We start from the raw sequence: 24,435 nt of genomic DNA on the forward strand, positions 1-24,435 counted from the left end.
CCGGATAGGAACTACCATGCGCATCGAAGACACTGTCGCCGTCGTCACCGGCGGCGCATCGGGACTCGGTCTGGCGACGACGAAGGCACTGCTCGCCGAAGGTGCTCGGATCGTCATCGTCGACCTGCCGTCCTCCGCCGGCGCGAAGGTCGCCGCGGAACTCGGCGACCGGGTCCGTTTCGCGCCCGCCGATGTCACCGACGAAGTGGCGATCGCCGCCGCACTCGATACCGCCGAGACCCTGGGGCCGCTGCGGATCGCGGTGAACTGCGCCGGAATCGGCAATGCGATCAAGACCGTGGGCAAGCAGGGTGCGTTCCCGCTGGCCGAGTTCACCAAGGTGATCAACGTGAATCTGGTGGGCACCTTCAATGTGCTGCGGCTGGCCGCCGAACGGATCGCGAAGAACGAACCCGTCGGCGAGGAACGCGGTGTCATCGTCAACACCGCTTCGGTCGCCGCGTTCGAGGGGCAGATCGGGCAGGCCGCCTATTCCGCGTCCAAAGGCGGAGTCGTCGGAATGACCCTGCCCATCGCCCGGGACCTCGCCGCGCTGCTGATCCGGGTCAACACGATCGCGCCCGGGCTCTTCCGGACCCCGCTGCTCGGTTCGCTGCCCGAGGAGGCCCAGCAGTCGCTCGGGGCGCAGGTTCCGCACCCGTCGCGGCTGGGTGATCCCGCCGAATACGGAGCGCTCGTCGCGCATATCGTGACCAACCCGATGATCAACGGTGAGACCATCCGACTCGACGGGGCGATCCGGATGGCGCCTCGCTGATCGAGTCGGCAAGCGAAGGGCGAGTATCGGGGCGGTCTCCGGACGCGGGGGCGCCCGGGTTCTCGGCACGGTGATCGGGACGCGGACTGCCGCGTCCGGTCGCCGGCCACGAATATCCCCACACCATCACGACCCGGACCCGTCTCCACGTCGGTTCTCCGAGACGATATGCGTCACTGACGGCCCGCCGGCGTACCCACCGGGCGGGCCGACTCTGTCGGCAGGAGCTGGTCGAGCTGCCCGCGGATCCATTGCCGCCGTTGGGGACGACGCGGAGTCGGTGCGGGTACGAAGGAACCGGCCGCTGGGCGTCAGATACCCGCGCGGGCCGCGGCGGCGGGCGTGACGATCCCCGGCAACAGGAACTTGGTCAGCATTCGCCGGTGGTCGGGGTCGGAATCGGAGCCGAAATCCATCCGGCCCACCAGAATCAGTTCCACCAGGGCGATCCACTGGCAGATCTCGGTATCGGTCCGGTCCTCGCGCACTTCACCGCGGGCGCGCGCCTCCTGTAGTACCGGCGCCCACATCTCTTCGGTGAGCCGGGCCGCGAGCCCGGAACTGCCGACCAGCGCGGTGGCCAGATCCATATGCTCGGGGCTCACGATCAACCGCACCACCGGATCCTTGCGGCCGATGTTCACCAGATAGATCAGTCCGTCGACGACCTGCTCGGCGAAGGTTTCGCGTTTACGCAGGAAGATCCGGGCGCGGGTGAACATGGCCCGCGCCCGGACCTCGATCAACGCGGTGATCAGGCTGTCACGGTCGCCGAAGTAGCGGTAGACGGTGGGCCGGGAGACATTGGCTTCCTTGGCGATATCGTCCATGGTCGTCTTGGCGACGCCGTAGCGTTCGAACACCACCTCGGCGGCCGTGAGGATCTGGCGGCGCGCTTCCTCGGGGTCCTCGCTGAGGACGCTTCCGGTTCGCCGTCGAGCCATGTCCGCACCCCTCCTGTCCTGCACCCGGCGGGCTGCCGAGACCGGTGAATGTTAGCAATCGGGATTGCGGCTACGAGTCACCGAACAGGTCGGGCAGACCTGCGGAGACCCGGTCGGGGAATCGCGGGGCACGTTTTTCCAGGAACGATTCGACGCCCTCCTGGACATCGCCGGACACTCCCCGCAGATAGATACCGAGCGAATCCGCGCGGTGGGCCGTCTCGGGATCGCCCGCGCCCAGCATCCGCCACATCAGTCTGCGGGTGAGCGCGACGGAGACCGGCGAGGTCCCGTCGACGAGCTCGCGGGCGAGTTCGAGCGCCCGTTCGAGCATCCGGGCGGCCGGTACGATCTCGCGCACCAGACCACCGTCGCGGGCTTCGTCCGCACCGACCATCCGCCCGCTCAGGGTCCACTCCAGCGCGGTGGAGATACCGACGATCCGTGGCAGGAACCACGACGAACAAGCCTCGGGCACGAGGCCCCGCCGAGTGAAGACGAAACCGAATTTCGCAGTGTCCGAGGCGATCCGGATATCGGCCGGCAGCGTCATGGTGACCCCGACGCCCGCCGCCGGGCCGTTGATCGCGGCGATGATCGGTTTGGTGGACCGGTAGAAACGCAAGGCTACGAGACCGCCCTGATCCGCCGGTGCGTTGCCGGTGGCCGGATCGGCGCCGAGTGCGAAGGTGGCACCGCCCGCGGCCAGGTCGGCACCGGCACAGAACGCCCGGCCGGAACCGGTGAGCACCACCGCGCGCACCGAATCGTCGGCGTCGATCTCGTCCATGGCGGTGAGTAATTGCTCGCACATCCGATCGGTGAAGGCATTGAGCCGATCGGGCCGGTGCAGCCGCAGGATCGCGATCTCGCCGTCCCGCTCCAGGAGCACCGGGGAGTCGTCGGAGGTAACGGTCATCGAACTCAGCGCACCTTTACGAATCGGTCTGCCACGTCACGGTATTCGTCGCGTACCGCGGTTTTGGACAGTTTGCCGTTGGGCAGCCGGGGCAGTGGTTCGGACCGGACCACCACATACCGGGGCACCTTGTAGTCGGCCATCAGCCGTTCACAGTGCGCCACCACCGCAGCGGCATCGACGTCACCGTCGGCGGTGACGATGGCGGCCGGTGTCTCGCCGAAGCGCTCATCGGGTGCGGCGATCACCGCGACCTCCGCCACGCCGGCGAGTTCGCCGATCACTCGTTCGATCTCGACCGGCGAGATATTGATACCGCCGGTGATGATCAGATCCTTCATCCGGTCGACGAACTTGATCCGGCCGTTCTCGTCGCGAGTGCCCAGATCGCCGCTGTGCAGCCAGCCGTCCCGCAATGCCTGCGCGGTGGACCGGGGATCGTTCCAGTAGCCGGGGGTGACGCCCGGCCCGCGGAGCACGATCTCCCCTTCCTCGGCGGGATCGGCCTCGGTACCGTCCGGACGGATCACCTTCAGCTCGCTGAAGATCGAGCCGGCGCCGCAGGTGTCGGGGTGGGTGAACGTCTCGGCGCGTTTGGTCGCGGTGGCGACACCGCCCGCTTCGGTCATCCCATAGATCTGGCGCAGCTCCACCCCCTTGTCCGCCCAGGTCTTCAGCAGTGCCGGCGCGACCGCCGCGCCACCGACGATGGCGGTACGCAACGACGAGACATCGGTATCGGCGAAGGCGGGAGTGCGGGCGATGGCCTCGAAGACCAGCGGCACACCGAACAGGGTGTTCACCCGGTGCTCGCCGATCAGCGCGACCGCCCGCTCCGGCCGCAACTCTTTCTCGACCACCAGCGTGTTACCCAGCACCACGGCCATGACCAGCCCCCACACCACGCCCGGCGTGAACACCAGCGGAAGCAGGAGCAGCGACGTCGAGCCGGGGCGCAGCCCCTCCTCTGTGAGCGTGGCCTCGAAGACGATATCGAGCAGCGTCCGGTTGGTGCAGATGACGCCCTTCGACAGACCGGTGGAACCACTGGTGAACAGGAGCGCGACCGGATCGTCCCGGTCGACGTCGATGCGGAAATCATCGCGTCCCCCGGCACGCAGGCCGATGAAGTCGTCGAAGAACCGCGCCGCGAAATCATCGCCCAGCTCCCGGGTATGCGCGATCGGCTCGGCGTATTCGGCCGGAGCGATGACCAGCACTGCACCGGAATCATCGAGCACTTTGCGCAATTCGGCCGGTTTGAGCCTGGGGTTCAGTGGTACCAGGACCGCGCCCGCCTTGAGCACTCCCAGCGCCAGCACCGGCCAGATCAGCGAGTTCGGGCCGAGTACGCCCACCCGCTCACCGGGGGCGATTCCGGCCTCGGCCAGGCGCCGGGCCACGCGACTCGACCAGTCCTGTAGTTCCCGGTAGGTGAGCGCCTCGTCTTCGACGATCAGTGCGCGCTGATCACCTTTGGTATCGGCCCACCAGTACAGTGCAGACCCGATTGTCGCAGCCATCGTTGTCCTTCTTCTGTGAACGGCGTGGGATCGGGCAGCTCAGGAAGCCTCGGTGAAGCCGCGGTCCTCGTCGAACCACATCGCGACCCGGGACAGAGTGCCGCCGTCCGTGGTGGGCAGGGTGACCCCGGAGATATACGCAGAATCGTCGGATACCAGGAACAGGGCGGCGCGGGCGTTGTCCAGCAGCGAGGGCGGGCGGTTCAGCTTCAGCGGAATCGGCGAAACCGCCGGTTCCCACGGCCCGGCGACCTCCTCGTAGGACTTGCCGACCACCGGGGTGCCGGCCGGGGCCAGGAAGTTCGGCGACATCCCGTGTGTGGGAGCGATGGCGTTGACCCGGATACCGCGTTTACCGAGGTCGAGACTCAAACCGCGCACCAGACCGTTGACGCCGGCTTTGGTCGCCGAGTACATCGCGATGCTGTGATAGGCGGCGATCGACGCGGCCGAGGAGGTCGCGAGGATGACCCCGCCGCCGTTGGCCTCGAGCGCCGGGACGGCGGCCTGCGCCGCGTACACGACGCCGCTGAGGTTGACGCCGAGCACATGGTGCCAATCCGCTTCGGTGAGATCCTCGAACGCGACCTGCTCGCCCCCGGCCACCGACGGGACACCGCCGCGGGAGACGACGCCCGCGTTGGCGAACATGATGTCGAGTTTCCCGAACTCGGCGACGGTGCGGGCCACCGCCTCGGTGATCTCGGCCTTCACGCTCACGTCGGCGCCCAGGGCGATGGCTTCGCCGCCCTGCTCCCGCACCAGTTCGACGGTGCCCTTCGCGCGCTCGGGGTCGATATCGACGACACCGATGCGCGCGCCCTCGGCGGCGAACAGCTGAGCGGACTGCCGACCGAGGCCGGAGCCGCCGCCGGTGATGATCGCGACCTTGTCCTGGAGTTTCATCTGCGAGCTCCTTTGCCCACGAAGTGACGGCCGGGTCTCCGGCGTCGGTGATTCTGGATGATTCGAGTCGAGTGCACCGGTATGGAGTCACGGTGCGAGTCGAGGCGGCCGCGGGGACCGGTCGCCGTGTGACTCACGCTACAGAAGTAGCTGTGATACGTCAATCAAGATTTGTAATTTGATAAACAAGACCATCCGGGACACTCAGTGACCGGTCCACTGCGGCTTCCGTTTCGCCGCGAACGCACGCGGCCCTTCCTGGGCATCCGCACTGGACATGACCACTTTCGCAGCCGCGCGGTTCACCTCCCATTCCGCCGCCGACCAACCGGTGTCCGAGGCGGCGCTCTCGTGCAGTACTTTCTTGCTCTGCTGGACCGATACCGGCGCGTTCGCGGCGATCACGCCCGCCAACTCGTGGGCGACCGCGAGCGCGGCACCGGCCGGAGCGATCTTGTTGACCAGACCCAGCTCGTATGCCCGGGCCGCCGAGATCGGCTCCCCGGTGAACGCGATCTCGGCGGCGACCTTGGCGGGCACCTGGCGGTGGATCCGGAGCAGGCCACCCGCGGCGGCGAGCAGTCCCCGCCGGACCTCGGGCAATCCCAGCGTGGCGCTCTCGTCGATCACGGCGAGATCCGCGGCGAGCACGATCTCGGTACCGCCCCCGAGCGCGAACCCGTTGACCGCGGCGATCACCGGTTTGCCGATCCAATGCCGCACGATTCCGGCGAAGTCCCACTCCCGATGATCCGGGTCGTAGATGCTGCGGCCGGCGGCGATCTCCTTGAGGTCCGCACCCGCGCAGAATCCTCGCCCGGCGCCGGTGATCACCACGACCCGGACCTGCGGGTCGGTGGCGGCCCGCTCCAGGGCGGCTCCGGCCGCCGCCGACAACGCCGCGTTCACGGCATTGAGGGCGTCGGGGCGGTTCAGGGTGATGAGAGCGATATGATCGCGCACTTCGTACAGCGCCGGGGGCTGGGGCAGGGACACGGTTCCTCCTGAACGGACGACGCGGGGCGTGGGTCAGAGATCGAGCACGAGACGAGGCGTGCAACTGCGGGAAACGCAGATCATCATGGCGTCGTTCGCCGCCTGCTCGTCCTCGGTGAGTACGGAATCGCGGTGGTCCGGACGGCCGGCCAGGACGGCGACTTCGCAGGTACCGCAGGTGCCCTCCCGGCAGGAGAAGTCGACATCGGCACCACTGCGCTGCAGGGCGTCGAGCACCGACTCCGATTCCGCGACCGTCACCACCGTGCCGGCGCGTGCCAGTTCGACCTCGAAGGCGCCGGTGGACGCCGCGGCGACTTCCTTGGGAGCGAACCGTTCGACATGCAAACTGAGGTGATCGCGTTCCCGGCAACCGGCTTCGATCGCCTGGAGTAGCGGCTCCGGACCACAGCAGTACACCGCGGTACCCGGCTCGGTGCCGTCCAGAGCGGTCGCCAGGTCGAGCAGGCCGCATTCGTCCTGTGGACTCACCCGGACCTGCTCTGGATACGCGCGCGCCAGATCGGCGGCGAAGGCCATACTCCCCCGCGACCGCCCGCCGTACAACAATCGCCACGGCCGCCCTTGTCCGGCGAGCGAAGCCAGCATCGGCAGCAACGGGGTGATGCCGATCCCGCCGGCGACGAACAGGTAGAACGGCGCCTCCACCAGCGTGAAATTGTTGCGGGGCCCACCGACCTCGAGCAGATCGCCGATGTCCAGCTTGTCGTGGACGTAGACCGATCCGCCCCGCCCGTCGGGTTCACGCAGCACCGCGACACGCAGCGACGAGCGGTCTCCGGGATCGCCACACAGCGAATACTGCCGGGTGATGTCACCGAGGACGAGATCGATATGAGCGCCGGGCTCCCACTCCGGCACGGTCGCGCCGTCCGGTTCGGCGAGCGTCACGGTGACGACACCGTCCGCGGCCGATTCCTTACCGATCACACACATCCGGCGGGTCGCCCGAGTATCGCTCATCACCGCTCCCGTCCACTGGAATCACTTTTCATTAAATCTTATGGCTTTAGATTATCCAATGGCAAGCGCCATGCGAACGGATCGCCCACCAAAGCTCTTGCGTTGATAAAACTAATGTTGTTAGCTAAACAACGAGACGAAAGGAGCCGGGTGGATGGATACGACTGCACCGCCGAGCGGATCGCTGCTGGACCTCTTTTCCCTGACCGGACGCGTGGCCGTGGTCACCGGGGCGGGCAGCGGACTCGGCGCCGGATTCGCCCACGCGCTGGCCGAGGCGGGCGCCGATATCGTGGTCGCGGGACGGCGACGGGACAACCTCGAGCAGGTGGCCGCCGGCGTCACGGCCCGAGGGCGCCGCTGCCTGGTCGTACCGACCGATATCACCGACCCCGGCCAGTGCGAGGCACTGGCACGCGCCGCCGTCGCGGAGTTCGGCCGACTCGATGTGCTGGTCAACAATGCGGGTGTCTCGCATACCGCGCCGGCCACCCGGGAGAACCCCGGCGACTACCGGAAGGTACTCGAGGTCAACCTGTTCGGCGCGTACTGGGCGGCGCAGGCGTGTGCGCGAGTGATGCGTCCGGGATCGAGCATCGTCAATATCGCGAGCATGCTCGGGCTGATCAAATCGGTGCTGCCACAGGCCGCCTACGCGTCCAGCAAGGCGGGACTCATCGGGCTCACGCGCGATCTCTCGAACCAGTGGGCCGGGCGGAAAGGGATCCGTGTCAATGCGATAGCACCGGGCTTCGTCGACACCGACATGATCGGCGAGATGTCCCGCGACACCCTCGACACATTCCTACGGGATTGCCCACTCGGCCGCACCGCCACTCAGCGCGAGATCGATACGGCGGTGGTATTTCTCGCCGGCCCGGCCTCCGGCTACATCACCGGATCCACCCTGGCCGTCGACGGCGGCACCTCCGGTCACTGAGCAGCAGAAAGGCTCTCGCATATGACCTCGACCGGCACGGTTGTCCGCCTACGGGGCGCGGGCGTCGGACTCGTCGCCGAACGCTTCGATCCCGCGGCGGGCAAGGGACGCGGCACCGTACTGCTCCTGCACGGAGGCGGGCAGACGCGGCATTCCAGGCGACGCACCGGCCTCCATCTTGCTGCCGACGGCTGGTGCGCGCTGACCCTGGATGCCCGTGGCCACGGTGACAGCGACTGGGCCGCGGACGGCGACTATTCGCTGGCCGCCCACGCCCGGGATCTGGTCTCGGTAATCGCGGATCTGGGGCAGTCACCCGTTGTGGTCGGCGCCTCGATGGGCGGGATGGCCGGACTCCTCGCCCAGGGCGCGCACCCGGACCTGGCCCGCGCGCTCGTGCTGGTCGACATCACACCGGTAGCGGAAACGGACGGCGTGGAACGGGTCACCACGTTCATGCGCGACGGCCTGTCCGGTTTCGATTCGCTGGACGCGGCGGCCGCAGCCGTCGCCGCGTACAACCCACACCGGCCACGCCCGCCACGCCCCGACGGACTGCGCAAGAATCTGCGGCTGCGGGACGGCCGCTGGTACTGGCACTGGGATCCGCGGGTGATCAGCCATCGCGACAACGGTCCCGATCGGGCCGAGGCCCGGGAACAGCGGGCACGTGCGGCGGCCCGGCGGATCACGGTGCCCACCCTGCTGATCCAGGGACGGCAATCGGATGTGGTGGGGCCCGAGGGCGTCCGCGATCTACTGGAACTGATCCCGCACGCCCGCCTTATCGGCGTCGACGGCGCGGGCCATATGGTCGGCGGCGACGACAACGCTGTGCTGGCCGAGGGGCTGCTCGCCTTCCTCGACGAGTCGGTGTCACCTCCCCGGCCCGGACCGGCCGCACGCTACGATCAACCTCACGACGCTAGGTAAATCGCCTGGCGACCCGAGCGGAAAGCCACCTATGCCTCGCCCGTCGCAACCGCTGATCAGCCGCTCCTCTGTAGTGGCGGCCTCCATCGAGATCATCGATACCGAGGGCCTGGATGCCTTCAGCCTGCCGCGACTGGCCAAACATCTGGGCGTGCGCGCACCCTCCCTGTACCACCATTTCGCAGACAAGTCGGAGATCCTGGCCGCTGTCGCCCGCCAGATCGCCGGGGCGGGCAGCATTCCGCGCCGCAAGCCCGGGCCGGACTGGCCGGAGTTCTTCGTCGCGCTGGCGATGAATCTGCGCCGCTCGATTCTGCGGCATCGCAATGCCGCGCCGATCCTGCTGCAGTACCTGCCCCGGGACCTGCTCATCAGCACCTACGAGGAAACGGCGCGATTCCTGGCGGATTCGGGGGTGCCGGCCCACCTGCACGTACAGATTCTCGACGGGATGGAGCGGATCACCGTGGGTGCCGCACTCACCGAGGCGATGCGCGGGCCCAGTACCCGGACCACGATCTTCCCGAATGTCGATGCGACATCCCAGCCGGTGCTGGCCGATGCGCTGGCGGAGAACACCAAGACCTCGAAGCAGTTGTTCGAGGAAATGGTGCGCAGCTTCCTGCACGGCGTGATGCGCGACGCGAAGATCGCGGTGCCGGCCACCACCGCATCCGCCTGATCCCGAGACGAACTCGGCCGGCACGAGGGGGAGCTTCCTCGTACCGGCCGATCCGGCGCAGTGTCGGCTCCTGCGCGGGTAGGCAGTCGCTATTGTGCGGGCGCGGGCATATGAACCGTTTTCGTCTCGAAGAACTCCGCGAGTCCCTCGACACCGCCTTCCCGGCCCATACCGGACTGCTTGTAGCCACCGAACGGCAAGGTGAAATCGATGACCGACCCGTTGACACTCACGGTCCCGGTCCGAATCCGCTGGGCCAGTGCGTAACCGCGTTCCAGATCCTCGGTGTACACCGCACCGGACAGGCCGTAGATCGAATCGTTGGCGAGCGCCACCGCGTCGTCCTCGTCCTCGTAGGTGATGAGCGAGATAACGGGCCCGAACACTTCCTCCTGGGCGATGCGCATATCGTTGCGCACTCCGTCGATCAAGGTGGGTGCGACGAAATAGCCCTGATCCAGCCCTTCCGGACGCCCGCCCCCGGTGAGAACGGTGGCGCCGTCCTGTACCGCGGCCTCGATGTAGCCCTGAACGCGTTCGCGATGGCGTGCTCCGGCGAGCGGGCCGAGGAAGTTCTCCGGTGCCCACGGATTGCCCATCGGCAGTGCGGAATAGGCCGCCGACAACGCCGCGGCGACTTCGTCGTGGCGCTTACGCGATACCAGCACGCGGGTCAGCGCGATACACGCCTGCCCCGACTGCATACAGCCACCCATCGGCAGCGACTGCAGGACGTGGTCCAGATCCGCGTCGTCCAGGATGACGGCCGCGGATTTACCACCCAGTTCCAGCGAGACCCGGGCGATCCGCTCACCGGCGAGCGAGGCGATCCGCCGCCCGGCCACGGTGGAGCCGGTGAAGGTGATGTGGTCGACGCCGGGGTTGGTGACCAGGGTCTCCGACACCTCGCGATCGGCGATGAGCACGCTCACCACACCTTCCGGAATTCGGCCCTCGGCAACGAGTTCGGCGATCACATCGGCGAACACCGCCGGGGACAGTGGCGCGTCCGGGGCACCCTTGAGGACCACCGAGCACCCCGCCGCGAGCGCGGGCGCGACCTTGAACGCGATCGTCCCGATGGGACCGTTCCACGGGATGATCGCCGCGACGACACCGGTGGGTTCGGACAGGATGCGCGAGATTCCACCGTCGGCGCGCGGCCGGTCCTCGCGTACCGCGAAGCTGCGGGCTTCTTCCGCAACGGCGCGGAACAGCGCTGCGGTCATCTGCTGAGTACCGGCACTGACCGTCACCGGTATCCCCACCTCGAGAACGCCGATGGTGGTGAGTTCGTTCTGCCGCTGTTCGAGCCGGTTCGCGATCTCGTCGATCACCTCCGCCCGTTCGGCCATGGACTTCCCGGCCCAGACTCCGGAGTCGAACGATCGCCGGGCCGCGTCCACCGCGTCCCGGACATCGTGCTCGGTGGCGCTGCGGATACGGGCCGCGGTCTGCTCGCTCCACGGATCGACCAGTTCGATCCATTCGTCGCCGGTCGAATCGGTCCAGCGGCCGCCGATGAAGACCTGCTCGCGGTCGGCGACCGGCGGCGCAGAAAGAGTGGTGTCGGTGGTTGTCACGGCATAAGCCTTTCTCAGCGGTTGTTGTAGCCGGCGTCGACGGGCAGGGTGACGCCGGTGATGTAGCGGGCTTCGTCGGAGGCGAGAAAGACCAGCGCGTTGGAAATATCGATCGCCTCGACCAATTCGACCGGCATCGGGTTCTTGTACGCGTCGTCATTTGCCACATCGGGGTTCGCGTTGACGAACGCGCCGTACTCGGCATTGGCGACCATCGGCGTATTCACCCCGGTCGGATGGATGGTGTTGACGCGGATGAAATGTTTCGCGAGTTGTTTCGAATACAGCCGCATGAGCCCCACGACTCCGTGTTTGGCGGCCGAGTACCCGGCCTGTCCGGGGAATGTGCTCAGGCCGATACTGCGCAACCCGGCGGCGGAGCTGGTGATCGCGACGGAACCACCTTCGCCGCGCTCGATCATGCCCGGCACGGTGACTTCCAAGGTATGCCAGACGCCGGTGAGCATGGTGTCGACGGCGTCGTGCCAGGCCTGCGGCTCGCTCCCCTTGTCCAGTACCGGCATGATGCCGGCATTGGCGACCACGGTGTCGACATGACCGAACTGCGCGAGACCGGCATCGTAGGCACGCTGGATATCCGCTCGATCCCGGACGTCGCCGATACCGGTGACGATCCGGCCGCCCGCCTTCTCGACCAGGCGCACGGTTTCGGCGAGATCCTCTTCGGTGGCCATCGGGTAGAACACCGAGGGGATCTGCGCGCAGATATCCATCCCGATGATCGCGGCCCCTTCTTCGGCGAGCCGGACGGCGTGCGATCGCCCTTGGCCGCGCGCCACACCGGTGATGAACGCGACCTTGCCGTCGAGACGTTTCATGAATTTCTCTTTCTCGCTGAGGTTTTCGAATTGCTCGGTGCCGGGGCGGAATTTCCCCGACCGAACCGGCCGCTCGCTGTTGTCGCGGGCGGGGCGCCGATGCCGAGAGGCTGTGAGTGGCGTCACAACAAGGTACTGCGGGAGGTCGCTTCGGTCAACACCGGACAGAAAACGTTTTTTATCTCATGTACCAGCGACACCGAACAACGTATGCGTTTCCTCCTGCTCGAAGGACAGCAGCCGGAGCATCCGGACAGCGCGCTCCCGCGCGGGGTCCACCCGGATCAGCGCCACCTGCGCCCCGGCGGCGCGCATCTCACCCAGGGCACGCATCAGTAGCGCCGAGCCGAGTCCGCGGCCCCGTGCCCGCGGCGCGACGGCGGCGACCCGGATCCGAGTACCACGGAATTCGGCGTAGGGCACCGTCTGCTCGTCGAACCGGACCAGTCCGGCCGGGCCGTCCGCGTCCCGTACGGCGATGACCCGGCCGGACCCGGATACCGAGGCCGCTCCGGACGAATCCGGCAGCACCGCCGCCGCGAACTCCGCGGCGTCGGCCCACCCGTCGGCAGAGTGCGATTCCGGTATGCCGAGCCCGGCGTCGACCTCGCCGAGCGGCACGGCCCAGGGCCCGGACAGATGCCGCACCAGCGTCCACTGCCGGTCGACCGCGGCGATACCGAATCGCGCGGCCAGCCGTTCGGTGGCCGGATGGGTGCCGTGGGCCCAGGCGCGCAATATTCGCGCACCGGTCCCGCACCAGCCGTCCGGAGCGGCAGTGTCCAGACCCAGCTCTTCGACGAGCAGGGTGGCGATACCGCGCGACCGGTAGTCCGGATGCACCACGAATCGCACGCTGCCCCGCCCGTCCGGATCCACCCGGAGGTTCAGGTAGGCCACGGTCACCCATGGGGCATCGGCGTGCACACTCGAGTCGCGCCGGGCCCGAACGGTCAGGTGAGCGATGCGGACGCCCTCGTGCGCACGTTCGGCCGGGACGCTCGCGCCGACGGTGGAGAAACCCGCCTCGGCATCGTATTCGGCCGCGGCGCCGACCAGCGCGGTTACCTGCGCGAGCTCCTCGGCGTCCAGTTCGGGGCGCCACCGGTAAGAGATCATCCATACTCCTCGACGAGCGGAATATGCCAATAAATCTAACGGTAGTCGGTTTCCGGGGCAATGCCCGAGCTTTACAGCTAAAACTAACTAGGTTAGATTTAAGCAAGGATCGGCGGCGGTCACGCCGTCGCGCACCAGATTGGAGGTAACCCGATGACCGAGGTCGGAGCACCCCGCGAGGAGCGCATTCGCCGCACCCTCGACCACCTGCGTAACGACACCACCGACGAGTTCGAACACACCACCTGGTTCGAACCGGAGGAGTTCACCGATACCGCGGTCGCCAAGCGCGAACGCGATCTGATCTTCGGCCGGGTGCCCAGCATCGTCGCGCACGGTTCCGAAATTCCGCGCGCCGGCGATTTCTTCACCCTGCAACTGCCCCGGAACAACGTGATCGTGGTCCGGCAGCGCGACGGCAGCGTCAAAACCCTGGTCAACCTGTGCCGTCACCGCGGAGCGATGGTCGAGAAGGAGGAGAAGGGCCGGTGCCGGTTGTTCTCCTGCCCCTACCACCGCTGGTCCTACGACACCGACGGCAGTCTGCGCACCATCACCCGCGACAACACCTTCGGCGAGGCCGAACGGGCGGAGATGGGCCTCATCGCACTACCCACCGAGGAGCGCCACGGCTTCATCTGGGTGATCGACGACGCCGACGCCGAGATCGACGTCGCCGCCTGGCTCGGGCCCGATATGGACGCGGTCCTGGCGTCCTACAACCTCGAATCGCTGGTAACAGTGCAAGGAGAGGGTTTCGACGAGCCGGTGAACTGGAAGATCATGCAGGACGCCTTTCTCGACGGCTACCACATCCAGTACGCGCACCCCAACACCGCGGCCAAGCATATCCACACCAACGTGCTGGCCTTCGACGATTTCGGCCGGCACTGCCGCTTCATCGCCCCCCGCAAATCGATCGACCGCTGGATCGAGGAGGATCCCGGCGACCGCAGCCTCGCGAACCACGTCACCGAGACCCACTTCCTGCTACCCAACAGCACCCTGCTGCGCCAGCCCGACCACTTCCAGCTGCTCACCTTCCGGCCCCATCCGACCGACCCGCAGCGCAGCCGGATGGAGATGCGGCTGATTGTGCCCAAGGTGGAGGACACCGAGATGACCGAGGAGCGCTGGACCCGGCTGTGGGACAAGAACTGGGAGATCCTGCTGGCCGTGCTGCACGCCGAGGATTTCCCGCTACTGCGCGATTCGCAGGTGAGTATGGCCAGCGCGAACGCCGGACGACTGATTCTGGGCCGCAACGAAGTCGCCAATCAGGTGTTCCGGCGCGGCGTACAGCAACTGCTCACCCGGCCCTGAGACCTCGAGAACCAAGGAGACCCGACTGTGGAGAGCGATCTCTTCGACGACGACCACGAGCTGTTCCGCGCCTCCGTACGCGGATTCGTCGACAAATACGTCGTACCGAATATGGAGAAGTGGGACGCGCAGCGTCTCATCGACCGCGATATCTGGCTCGCCGCCGGCCGCCAGGGCATTCTCGGCCTTTCCGTCCCGGAGGAATTCGGCGGCCCCGCCGAAACCGACTACCGCTATCGCGTGATCATCCAGGAGGAAATCGCCCGCGCCGGCGCCTCGGCACTACAGTCCGGTTTCTCCACCAACGACGATATCGTCCTCAACTACCTGCTCCGCCACGCCACCGACGAGCAGCGGCGGCGCTGGTTGCCCGGTTTCGTCAGCGGGCAGACCATCGGCGCCATCGCGATGAGCGAGCCCGGCGCGGGCAGCGATCTGCGCGCGGCCACCACCACCGCAGTACCCGACGGTGACGAATGGATCATCAACGGCGCCAAAACCTTCATCACCAGCGGAATCCTCGCCGACCTGGTGATCGTCTTCGCCAAGACCGATCCCGACGCCGGGTCCCAGGGGTTCAGCCTGTTCGTGGTCGAGGACGGTACCGCCGGTTTCACCCGCGGCCGCAAACTCGACAAGGTCGGCCTGCACGCCCAGGACACCGCGGAACTGTTCTTCGACAATGTCCGGGTACCGGCCGCGAACCTGCTCGGCGAGCGCGGCGCCGGATTCGCCTACCTCATGCAGTCGCTGCCCCTGGAACGCCTCGGTATCGGTATCGCGGCCCAGGTTTCGGCCGAAGCGGTATTCGGCTGGACCATGGACTACGTGAAGGAGCGCCGGGCGTTCGGCAAACGGATCGGCGAATTCCAGGGCATGGGGTTCGATCTCGCGCAGCTGCGCACCGCCGTGGAGGTCTCCCGCGCCTACCTCGACCGCTGCGTCCGGCAACACAACCGCGGCACCCTGACCGCGGTGGACGCCGCGAAGGCGAAGCTCTGGGCGACGGAATTGCAGAGCCGGGTCATCGACGCGGGCGTCCAGTACCACGGCGGCTACGGCTACATGATGGAGTACCCGGTCGCCCGGGCATATCTCGATCATCGGATCCAGCGGATCTACGGCGGTACGAACGAGATCATGAAAGAGATCATCCACCGCGACCTGCTGAAGAGCTGACCGATCCGGGGCCTTCACCCGCACCGACGGCCGTGCCGTCGGGACCGCTGTCCCGCCGCCGGTACGGCCACCCGCGTCTCGGCCGACGACGCTGTCGGATGAAGGTGTCCTGGACTACCGGCCCAGCGCCGCTCCCACCGCGTGCCGTCTCGGCCGATGGTCGGGCGGACAGCCTGTCGCGGGGCGGGAACACGGCTGAGTGGTGAGACATACGTCCTGTTGCACGGCGCGGCTGCCCTATGCCCCGCGCTCGGGGAGCCCGCCCGCTGCCGACGCTGCGACCTGCGGTGAGACTTCCTCGAGTGCGGAACGAACGGGTGGCTTCACCGGTGTGGGTGGTCCGTTCGACTTTCTGTTGTGTGACGTGGCATTTTATGCCCTCTCCGGCGGACCGATAGCGTCGGATTTCATGAATTGGAGTTTTCATTCGGCGGAAGAACTCACGGCCGCCCTGCACTCCGGTGACGTCACCTCGGTGGAACTGACCGACGAGGCGATCGGTCGCATCGAGCGCGACGACGAGGCGATCAACGCGATCTGTGTACCGGACTTCGACCGCGCACGGGCCGCCGCGCGCGCCGCAGACCGGGCGCGCGCCCGCGGCGAGGATCGGCCGCTGCTCGGCATTCCGGTGACGGTCAAGGAGTCCTACGATATGGCCGGGCTGCCCACGACCTGGGGCATACCGCAGCACGCGGACTACGTACCGGCGGAGGACGCGGTACAGGTGTCGCGGTTGAAGGCCGCCGGCGCGGTGATCCTCGGGAAGACCAATGTGCCGGAGATCCTGCGAGATATCCAGAGCTTCAACGAGATCTACGGCACCACCAACAATCCGTGGGATCACAGCCGCACGTCGGGTGGGTCCTCCGGCGGTTCGGCGGCGGCCCTGGCGACCGGATTCGGCGCGCTGTCCATCGGCTCCGACCTCGCCGGTTCGCTGCGCACCCCCGCGCATTTCTGCGGAATCTACGCGCACAAACCGACCCTCGGGCTGGCGCCGACCCGCGGTATGGTCGCGCCGCCCGCACCGGCCTTGCCCATCGACCTCGACCTCGCCGTCGTCGGCCCGATGGCCCGCACCGCCCGCGACCTCACGCTGCTGCTAGACGTGATGGCCGGACCGGACCCGCTGACCCACGGCCTCGCCTACGACATCGCGCTGCCGCCCGCGCGCCACGAGCAGCTGTCGGACTTCCGGGTCCTGGTCATCGAGGACCATCCGCTCATTCCGACCGGATCGGCGGTGCGGGCCGGCGTGAACCGGGTCGCCGAGGCACTCGTCGACGAGGGTGTCCGCGTCGAACGCCACAGTCCACTGCTGCCCGATCTGTCCGAAGCGGCAACGCTCTACATGCTGCTGATGCTGTCGAACGCCGCCGCGGGTCTTCCCGTCGAGGTGTATGAGCAGCTGCGTACCCAGGCCGCCGCGCTGAACTCACCCACCCCGCAGACTCCGCAAGCTCCGTCAGCTGCCAACCCCCTGGGCGCGGACGACCGGAGTCTCGATGCGGCGCGGCTGCGCGGCATGGTGCTCAGCCACCGCGGCTGGGTCGAGGCGAACAACCGTCGCGAACTCCACCGCCACGGCTGGCGGCAGCTCTTCACCGAGTTCGATGCCGTGGTGTGCCCCATCACGCCCACTCCAGCCTTTCCACACAACCAGGACGGAGGTCTGGAGGACCGGCACATCGACATCGACGGCATCGAGTACCCCTACTTCGACCAGCTCGTCTGGGCCGGTGTGGCCACCATGCCCGGTCTGCCCGCCACCGCCGTCCCGGCGGGCCGCTCGCCCGAGGGGCTCCCGGTAGGGGTGCAACTCATCGGTCCGATGTTCGAGGACCGCACCCCGCTGCGGCTGGCCGAACTGCTCGAACAGAAGATCGGCGGCTTCCGGGCACCGGAACAGAGCGTATTACCCGGGGATGCGATGGGATGACCGCGTCGCCCGCGCCCGACGCGAGGGCGACCTGCCGACCGGAGCAGATCCGATCGCACCGGCGCAAGCTCTACACCAATAGCGGACATCGACTCCAGCCGGCGGCTTGAACCGGGCAGACCGTGCAGGCTCGACCTCCAATATGTCGGTATCCATGCCGTTTGATCTCGGCCGTGGTACCACTCTCGTCATCGTGGTGGCGGCGGTAGCCGCCACAGCCGATCGGGACGGCATCCAGATAGGCGACGACGAACCGGCCGAGGCGTTCACGCGAGAACTCGTCGGGGGAAAGCGGTGACTGATCTGCATGGCCATGAAGTGCTTCATTGGTCCGGTTCGCGGCTTGGATCATCAAGGTGGCAGCTCGGGAATCATATGTTTCGGTGCGCAGGTCTGCCCTGGCCGACAAAGCGGTTGAACGGTCTTCCATACGTCCTGATCAGCAGACTTCGACCTGCCGGACCGATCGAACCTTGTCCACGAGGTTCCGGACCGCAACGGTTCTGCGATACCGCTGCAGCTCGGCCAGAATGGTGTCGAGCAGACTACGGCACCGCGCAGACCCACCTGCGGTATCAAGGGAAGTATCTGTTCAGCCTGATGACAGGACATCTCCACATCGCCCGAGCCACGGCTACCGGGAACGTGGGCCAGCGTTACGACTTTGCCGTCCGATACACCCAGCAGGCACGACCGTGACCGCCCCGCGGCGCGCGGTAGTACTGTGCCGTCCCGACACCCCGGGCCGCGAAATCCAGTGCCTGGCAGATCGGCATCGGCTCGAGGTCGTCTACACGGTATTCACCGACACCGAATCGTCGAAGCTCGCCACGCTCATTGCCGTGCAACACATCGTTGAGCACAGCGCCGTAGTCGTAGTTGTCCCATACCTCACCACCACACGGATAGCGAAGGACCGGCAGTGGCGGGAGGTCATCGCACTGTCGGAAATCATCACCTCGGACGGTCCGATCGGGAACCTGTGCCAGTGAGAAGGTTCCGGAGGGGCTTCCGCGAACTCCGGACTTCTTCCCGGTCGAACTGCCGGTGGGTACGGTCGGCGGCAAATGGCCGGTCGTCATCCCTGTGGCCCCGGACTGAACGTCCTGTCGAGCTATCCGGCGGCCGGCTGCGGCGCCGAGGGCTGGAGGACACCGGTCCCGATCAGCGCCTCTATTTCGGCGCTGTCCATACCGAGCTCGAGGCAGATCTCCCGAGTGTGCTCCCCGGCGAGCGGGGCCTGGCGGGTCGGCGGATCGGCGATACCGGTGAATACGGCCGCGCGGGCGGCGGCGGGCAGGCTCATGGGCAGTCGGTCGTGCTCGACCTGGGTGTAGGTGGCGCGGGCGGTCAGGTGCGGGTCGGTGAGCAGTTGTGGGAGCCGCAGCATCGCGCCGGCGGGAACGCCCGCCGCCTGCAATTCGGCGGCCGCCTCCTGGGGGTCACGGTCGCCGAGCCAGGTGGCGACGATCCGGTCGAGTTCCGCTCTGTTGGCGATGCGGTGCGCGGCGGTCGAGAACCTGGGGTCCGACCACAGGTCCGGCCGGTCGAGTACCCCGCAGAGCGCGGCCCACTGGTGGTCGTCACGTACCGTGACGACGCACCATTCGTCGTCGCCCGCGCAGGCGTAGACACCGCTCGGGGCCGCGTACGGATCGGCGTTACCGGGGGCGGTGACCGTACTCGGGCGCAGCGCTTCGGTCACCAGTTGGGTGCCGAGGTGGACCAGGGCTGTATCGGCCTGTGCCACTTCGATATGCGTGCCGCGGCCGGTGCGGCGGCGGCCGATCAGGGTGGCGAGTACCGCGACCGCGGTGACCTGGGCGGCGATATGGTCGGGGTAGACGGTCTGGCCGTCGCACAGCAGTTCGGCGTCATCCGGGTAGCGCCAGAGGGCCGAGACTCCGCACGAGGCGCGGACCAGGGGGCCGTAGCCGAGGCGAGTGCGCCAGGGGCCGGTGCTGCCGAAGGCGCTGGATTCGGAGACGACCAGGCGCGGGTTGAGCTCGGCGAGCACGTCGTAGGACAGGCCCATGGAGGCGAGGGTGCCGGGTTTGAAGTTGGCGAGCACCACGTCGGCATCGGCGGCCAGCCGACGGAAGACCGCGATACCGTCGGCACTGCGCAGGTCCAGGCCGAGGCTGCGTTTGTTGCGGTGTCCCCAGGCGACGGAGGCGGCGAGCGCGGAACCGCGGCGGGACTGGCGCAGGCCGTCCGGGAAGTTCGCGTTCTCGATTTTGACGACGTCGGCGCCGTAGTCGGCGAACTGCCGGCTCAGCTCGGCCCCGAACACGATGACCCCGAGGTCCAGTACACGCAAGCCCGCGAGCGGAGCCATTTCGGTGGCGGGGGCCGAAGCGCCGGTCCCGGACGATTCGCGGCGCTTCACAATGTCACCGGTGTGGGTGGTCGCGGAGAACTCGGCGCGAGCCCGCGGGAGTTCGGTGTTGTCGTGTTCGCCGAGTTCGGGGGCCGGTGTGCGGAATCCGATCCGGCGGCCGTCGAACGAGACATAGCCGGAGGGGACCCGAGCGCGCACACCCGCACCGATTTCGGTGTCCACGAGGGCGCCGGACGCTGCGAAGTGTTCTGTTTCGAGTACCTCGGTGAGCGTGTGCACTCCGCCGACCGGGACACCGCGGCGGGCGCCTTCGGCCACGAGTTCGGCTTGGGTGTATTCGGCGAAGAGCTTTTCGATCAGGGGGTGCAGGGTGTCCGCCGCGGCGAACCGCGCGGGGATCGTGTCGTACTTCGGGTCGGCGAATTCCGCGGGGGCCCCGAGCCATTCGAACATACCGCGCCACTGCCGTTTCGCCAGCATGCAGATCCGGACCCGGCCGTCGCGGCACGGGAACACCGGATAGAAGTTCGCCGCGTCGGGTCGCCCGCGCGGGAAATCCTCCGAGCGTCCGGCCGCCGCCGATCCCTGGGTGCCGAAACCGGGATCGAAACCGTGCACGATCGTCTCGAAGGCGGAGAGATCGACGGTGTCACCCCGACCGGTGTCGAGGCGCCGGTGATACGCAAGCAGCGCGGCCCAGGCGGCGTGCACACCCACCGTTTCCTCGATCAGCCCGGCGGGCGGGAGCAACGGTTCCGCACCGGGAGCACCGGATCGGGACAGCACACCGGACAGGGCGTACAGGACGGGTTCGGTGGCCTGCCAATGACGGTAGGGGCCGTCCTGGCCGAAGCCGCTGATCGACACCCATACCAAACTCGGTACACCGGAGCGTATTCCGTCCGGACCGACGCCCAGGCCGGTCAACCGCCCCGGCTGCTGGGATTCGACGAGGATATCCGCCGTGGCGGCCAGTTCACGCAACCGTTCCCGGCCGGTCTCGGTGGTGAGGTCGGCGGTGACAGCGAGCTTGTTCGCATTGCGCAGCGCGAACGGAATGCCCACCCCGCCCACGACAGGTTCGGCCGACCGCGAAGCGGACCCGCCGGGTTGTTCGACGCGGATCACCTCCGCGCCCAGATCGGCGAGGTAGCGACCGCAGGATTCACCCAGCCCGTCGGTGAGGTCCAGGACACGGACGCCGTGCAGCGGGAGGGTCATCGTCGACTCCGTTCCATCCGTCATGGTGCTCATCGCGTCCCGAAATAGACGGATTTCGCGGTGTAGTAGGGAGCGAGCCCTTCCGGGCCCAGCTCGCGGCCCAGGCCGGACTCCTTGACACCACCGAACGGTGCGTCCAGGTCCAGCTGGTAGTGGTTCACGCCGACGGTGCCGGATTCGATCCGGTCGGCGATGGCCAGGCCGCGTTCCTCGTCGGTGGTCCATACCGCGCCGCCGAGTCCGTAGCGGGAATCGTTGGCGATTTCGATCGCGTCCGCTTCACCGTCGTAGGGGGTGATGGTCAGCACGGGCCCGAAGATCTCCTCCTGGGCGATCCGCGCGGCATTGTGGACGCCTTCGAAAACCGTCGGCTCGACGTACCAACCGGTGGACAGGTCGGCCGGAATATTGCCGCCGGTGGTGACGCGGTAGCCGTCCCAGCGGCCCGATTCGATGAAGCCGAGGACCCGGTCCCGCTGCGCGGCACTGACCAGCGGGCCGATCTGGGTGGCGCGGTCCAGCGGATCGCCGATCCGCAGGTTGCGCACGGTCTCGGTAACCGCCTCCACCACTTCCGCGTAGCGGCTGCGGGGCGCGAGAATGCGGGTACCGGCGTGGCAGGTCTGGCCGTTGTTGACCAGCGACACTTCGAGCAAGTTCGCCGCGAACACCTCCAGGTCGGCGTCGGCGGCGACAATCGACGCGGATTTTCCGCCGAGTTCCAGGGTGACCGGCCGCAGGAGCCGCCCGCAGACCTCGCCGATGGCTCGCCCGGCCGCCGTGGACCCGGTGAAGGCGACCTTGTCTACACCCGGATGCTCGACCAGGTGGGCGCCCGCCTCGCGCCCGCCCACGACAATATTCAGAACGCCGGGCGGTAGCCCCGCCTCCAGGGCCGCGTCGGCGAAAACGTAAGCATCCAAGGCTGTTTCGGGTGCCGGTTTCAGCACCACCGCGCACCCCGCGGCCAACGCGGGCGCGAGTTTCATCGCCGCCAGTGATTGCGGGTAGTTCCACGGCGTGATCGCGGCGACGACACCGACCGGGTCCCGGCGCACCACCGTGCGACCCCCGAACGCGCTCGGCCGCACCTCATCACGTTCGGTACCGCGCACCGCGTTCGCGTAATAGCCGACCATGAGACTCGGGGCGTACCCGTTGACATCGATCGACAACGAGATGGGCATACCGTTCTCGCGGCTGGCCAGCGCGGCGGTCGTTTTCGCCCGGCTGCGCAATGCGGCGGCGAAGCGGTCGAGGTGCACCGCGCGCTCGGTCGAGCTCAGCGCCCGCCAGGCCGGCAGCGCACGGCGGGCGGCGGCCACGGCCGCATCGATATCGGCGGTCTGCGCCGATGCCGCGACGCCGAGCACCGTTTCGGTGGCCGCCTCGATCACCTCGACGGTGGCCTCGGTCTGCGGCTTCGCCCATTCGCCGTCGATGAACAACGCGCGGCGGTCCAGAGTGGTGTCCATATCGTCCTCGGGTAGTGCGCAGGTGGTCAGAGGGTTTCTTCGCGGCCGAACAGGGTGGAACTGACCAGCGGCGCCATCGGCCCGCCGATGAACAGCGAGAGATGCGCGTCCGCGACGGGATTGGTCGAGGTGCCGCGAATCTGCCGGACGGCTTCGACGGCCAGGCCCATACCGTTCACGAACGCATCCGCGATATTTCCGCCGCTGGTGTTGACGGGCAGCTTGCCGACGCCCGCGGTCAGGTTGTCGACGGTGAGCACCTCCCCCGCCGCCGGGCCCGCCGGTGCCAGGCCGTGGTCGATCAGGGCCGCTACCGCGGGGCCGCTGAAGTTCTCGTAGACCTGCACGACATCGATATCGTCGGGGCCGAGACCGGCAGCGGCCCAGAGCCGGTCGGCCACACCGGGCCGGCCGGGTCGGCCCGCGAAACCCGCGCTGGTGTAGAGGTCGTCGTTGTCGATGATCGACGAATAACCGCCCGGCGCACCCTGCGCTCCGGCCAGCACATAGGCGGCATCAGGGCGAATGCTGCGGGCCCGTTCGGCCGGTACCAGGACCAGCGCGACCGCGCCGTCGCTCTCCCGGGAGCAGTCGAAGAGATGGAACGGCTCGGTGATCATCCGAGAGGATTCGTAAGTCTGCTCGTCGAGCGGTTTACCGTATCCGGCCGCGCCCGGGTTGTTCTGGGCGTGCCGGTAGGCGGCGAGGACCAGGGCCCGCATCGCCTCACGCGGTACCCCGTCGTGTTCGAGCAGCCGTTGCGTGCGCAGGGCACACACCTGGGCGGGCGACCCGACACCGTGCGCGAGGTAGTGCGAACCGTAGAAGTACTTCGCATAGCCGAGCCGGCCGGTGTCCTCCTGGGCCATCGACCGGAACACCACGACACATTCGGCCTGACCGGTGGCAATGGCCACCGCCGCATTGTTGATCGCGGCGGCGACGGTGCCGCCCCCGCCGCCCCACATCATGTTCGACCAGCGCACATCCTCGACGCCCAGCGCGCCGCCGAGTATGGCACCGTCGTGGCCGCCACCGGCATAGGACACGAAACCGTCGAGTTCGCGCGGCGAGATCCCGGCATCGGCACAGGCCGCGACGATCGCCTCCAGGGTCATCCGGAGTTCGCCGTGCGGGGCGGCACCGCGTTTGTAGTGGATATCCGCGACGCCGACGACCGCGGCGGCGCCGCGCAGCAATGCACCGGTCACGATCGTGCTCCTTCTGTGGTGTCGCGCCGCCACCGCAGCAGCGGCCAGGTCGCGCCCTCGTCGAGTTCGATATGTCCGGCCACCCGCTCACCGATCCGGACATCGGCGGCATCGTCGCCGGTGAGGATGCCGAGAACGCGGCGGTGTCCGGCGGCGGGTAGTTCCACCAGCACGGTCACATACGGTGTGCGGTCGGCGAGTTCGGTGATGAACGGGTAGTGACTGCGCGACCAGCTGTAGACGGTGCCCACCGGTGCGACGGGTTCCCACCCGGGGTCGAAGGTGTGGCAGGCCCCGCAGATCCACTGCGGCCCCCAGATCCACACCCGGCAGTTCCCGCAACGCTGTAGCCGCAGCTCGCCCGCAACCAACCCGTCCCAATAGGGCTGGTCGATCCCGTCCTCGGCGGGCCCCCAGGGAAGGTCGCGCGCTACCGCCTCCGGGCCCGACCCGCTCATGCTGTGCTCGTCGGGCACGAGCGGGGGCCCTGCGGGGTCACGCTGCGCTACCGCCTCCGGGCCCGACCCGCTCATGCTGTGCTCGTCGGGCACGAGCGGGGGCCCTGCGGGGTCACGCTGCGCTACCGCCTCCGGGCCC

The 24,435-nt window shown here is 67.8% G+C and carries 22 protein-coding genes; 9 read left to right on the top strand and 13 right to left on the bottom strand.

Features of this window, described 5'->3' with window-relative positions; genetic code table 11:
- The first annotated feature begins 16 nt into the window (after window positions 1-16).
- A complete protein-coding gene (locus ACWCPQ_RS14910; protein ID WP_449898741.1) occupies window positions 17-778 on the top strand; it encodes a 3-hydroxyacyl-CoA dehydrogenase in 762 nt (253 codons plus the stop codon).
- Between the two features lie 311 nt (window positions 779-1,089).
- Here the strand turns inward: ACWCPQ_RS14910 and ACWCPQ_RS14915 are convergent, their stop codons facing one another.
- The 6 genes from ACWCPQ_RS14915 to ACWCPQ_RS14940 all read right to left on the bottom strand — a co-directional run bounded on the left by ACWCPQ_RS14915 (window position 1,090) and on the right by ACWCPQ_RS14940 (window position 7,050).
- The gene (locus tag ACWCPQ_RS14915) at window positions 1,090-1,722 is read right to left on the bottom strand and encodes a TetR/AcrR family transcriptional regulator (RefSeq protein WP_449898744.1); all 633 of its coding nucleotides are present in this window, start codon (window positions 1,720-1,722) and stop codon (window positions 1,090-1,092) included.
- A 70-nt stretch (window positions 1,723-1,792) separates the two neighbouring features.
- Window positions 1,793-2,641: an enoyl-CoA hydratase-related protein gene (locus ACWCPQ_RS14920; RefSeq protein WP_449898746.1), complete on the bottom strand. Its 849-nt coding sequence runs from the start codon at window positions 2,639-2,641 to the stop codon at window positions 1,793-1,795.
- 5 nt (window positions 2,642-2,646) lie between these two features.
- Entirely contained in the window at window positions 2,647-4,164 is a 1,518-nt protein-coding gene (locus ACWCPQ_RS14925) for a class I adenylate-forming enzyme family protein (protein ID WP_449898749.1), read from the bottom strand.
- Between the two features lie 39 nt (window positions 4,165-4,203).
- Window positions 4,204-5,070, bottom strand: a complete 867-nt coding sequence (locus ACWCPQ_RS14930; RefSeq protein WP_449898751.1) for an SDR family NAD(P)-dependent oxidoreductase — start codon at window positions 5,068-5,070, stop codon at window positions 4,204-4,206.
- Between the two features lie 204 nt (window positions 5,071-5,274).
- Window positions 5,275-6,066, bottom strand: coding sequence for an enoyl-CoA hydratase-related protein (locus ACWCPQ_RS14935; protein ID WP_449898753.1), 792 nt, complete (start codon window positions 6,064-6,066; stop codon window positions 5,275-5,277).
- A gap of 33 nt (window positions 6,067-6,099) precedes the next feature.
- A complete protein-coding gene (locus tag ACWCPQ_RS14940; protein WP_449898756.1) occupies window positions 6,100-7,050 on the bottom strand; it encodes a PDR/VanB family oxidoreductase in 951 nt (316 codons plus the stop codon).
- Between the two features lie 154 nt (window positions 7,051-7,204).
- Here ACWCPQ_RS14940 and ACWCPQ_RS14945 point away from each other — a divergent pair, with 154 nt between their 5' ends.
- The 3 genes from ACWCPQ_RS14945 to ACWCPQ_RS14955 are packed head-to-tail and all read left to right on the top strand — an operon-like array spanning window position 7,205 to window position 9,605.
- Window positions 7,205-7,990 carry an SDR family NAD(P)-dependent oxidoreductase gene (locus ACWCPQ_RS14945; protein WP_449898758.1) on the top strand — a complete coding sequence of 262 codons (786 nt, stop codon included), beginning with the start codon at window positions 7,205-7,207 and terminating at the stop codon, window positions 7,988-7,990.
- A gap of 21 nt (window positions 7,991-8,011) precedes the next feature.
- Window positions 8,012-8,923 (top strand): alpha/beta fold hydrolase, encoded by a 912-nt coding sequence (locus ACWCPQ_RS14950; RefSeq protein WP_449898760.1) that lies wholly within the window; start codon window positions 8,012-8,014, stop codon window positions 8,921-8,923.
- A gap of 31 nt (window positions 8,924-8,954) precedes the next feature.
- Window positions 8,955-9,605 (top strand): TetR family transcriptional regulator, encoded by a 651-nt coding sequence (locus tag ACWCPQ_RS14955; protein WP_449898762.1) that lies wholly within the window; start codon window positions 8,955-8,957, stop codon window positions 9,603-9,605.
- 89 nt (window positions 9,606-9,694) lie between these two features.
- On the opposite strand, the gene ACWCPQ_RS14960 is transcribed toward ACWCPQ_RS14955, so the two are convergent.
- From ACWCPQ_RS14960 to ACWCPQ_RS14970, 3 genes are all read right to left on the bottom strand, one after another.
- A complete protein-coding gene (locus ACWCPQ_RS14960) occupies window positions 9,695-11,188 on the bottom strand; it encodes an aldehyde dehydrogenase (protein WP_449898764.1) in 1,494 nt (497 codons plus the stop codon).
- 14 nt (window positions 11,189-11,202) lie between these two features.
- Window positions 11,203-12,027 (bottom strand): mycofactocin-coupled SDR family oxidoreductase, encoded by an 825-nt coding sequence (locus ACWCPQ_RS14965; RefSeq protein ID WP_449898767.1) that lies wholly within the window; start codon window positions 12,025-12,027, stop codon window positions 11,203-11,205.
- 183 nt (window positions 12,028-12,210) lie between these two features.
- Window positions 12,211-13,146 carry a GNAT family N-acetyltransferase gene (locus ACWCPQ_RS14970; protein ID WP_449898770.1) on the bottom strand — a complete coding sequence of 312 codons (936 nt, stop codon included), beginning with the start codon at window positions 13,144-13,146 and terminating at the stop codon, window positions 12,211-12,213.
- A gap of 153 nt (window positions 13,147-13,299) precedes the next feature.
- Here ACWCPQ_RS14970 and ACWCPQ_RS14975 point away from each other — a divergent pair, with 153 nt between their 5' ends.
- The 5 genes from ACWCPQ_RS14975 (at window position 13,300) to ACWCPQ_RS14995 (ending at window position 18,582) form a co-directional block, all read left to right on the top strand.
- On the top strand, window positions 13,300-14,469 hold the full coding sequence (locus ACWCPQ_RS14975; protein WP_449898772.1) for an aromatic ring-hydroxylating oxygenase subunit alpha: 1,170 nt from the start codon (window positions 13,300-13,302) through the stop codon (window positions 14,467-14,469).
- Window positions 14,470-14,496: 27 nt separating this feature from the next.
- Window positions 14,497-15,648 (top strand): acyl-CoA dehydrogenase family protein, encoded by a 1,152-nt coding sequence (locus tag ACWCPQ_RS14980; RefSeq protein ID WP_449898774.1) that lies wholly within the window; start codon window positions 14,497-14,499, stop codon window positions 15,646-15,648.
- 409 nt (window positions 15,649-16,057) lie between these two features.
- Window positions 16,058-17,590 carry an amidase gene (locus ACWCPQ_RS14985; protein ID WP_449898776.1) on the top strand — a complete coding sequence of 511 codons (1,533 nt, stop codon included), beginning with the start codon at window positions 16,058-16,060 and terminating at the stop codon, window positions 17,588-17,590.
- 154 nt (window positions 17,591-17,744) lie between these two features.
- On the top strand, window positions 17,745-17,888 hold the full coding sequence (locus tag ACWCPQ_RS14990) for a hypothetical protein (protein WP_449898779.1): 144 nt from the start codon (window positions 17,745-17,747) through the stop codon (window positions 17,886-17,888).
- A gap of 397 nt (window positions 17,889-18,285) precedes the next feature.
- Entirely contained in the window at window positions 18,286-18,582 is a 297-nt protein-coding gene (locus ACWCPQ_RS14995; RefSeq protein WP_449898782.1) for a hypothetical protein, read from the top strand.
- Between the two features lie 122 nt (window positions 18,583-18,704).
- On the opposite strand, the gene ACWCPQ_RS15000 is transcribed toward ACWCPQ_RS14995, so the two are convergent.
- From ACWCPQ_RS15000 to ACWCPQ_RS15015, 4 genes are read right to left on the bottom strand one after another with little or no spacing between them, the layout of a single operon-like run.
- On the bottom strand, window positions 18,705-21,152 hold the full coding sequence (locus ACWCPQ_RS15000; RefSeq protein WP_449898897.1) for a CaiB/BaiF CoA transferase family protein: 2,448 nt from the start codon (window positions 21,150-21,152) through the stop codon (window positions 18,705-18,707).
- A gap of 29 nt (window positions 21,153-21,181) precedes the next feature.
- Complete coding sequence (locus tag ACWCPQ_RS15005) at window positions 21,182-22,627, bottom strand: aldehyde dehydrogenase (protein WP_449898784.1); 1,446 nt, start codon at window positions 22,625-22,627, stop codon at window positions 21,182-21,184.
- Window positions 22,628-22,653: 26 nt separating this feature from the next.
- A complete protein-coding gene (locus ACWCPQ_RS15010) occupies window positions 22,654-23,838 on the bottom strand; it encodes a thiolase C-terminal domain-containing protein (protein ID WP_449898786.1) in 1,185 nt (394 codons plus the stop codon).
- Window positions 23,835-24,296: a Zn-ribbon domain-containing OB-fold protein gene (locus ACWCPQ_RS15015; protein ID WP_449898899.1), complete on the bottom strand. Its 462-nt coding sequence runs from the start codon at window positions 24,294-24,296 to the stop codon at window positions 23,835-23,837. The genes ACWCPQ_RS15010 and ACWCPQ_RS15015 overlap by 4 nt, the downstream gene beginning before the upstream one ends.
- Window positions 24,297-24,435: the final 139 nt, after the last annotated feature.

The sequence above is a fragment of the Nocardia sp. NPDC001965 genome (genome assembly GCF_053594175.1).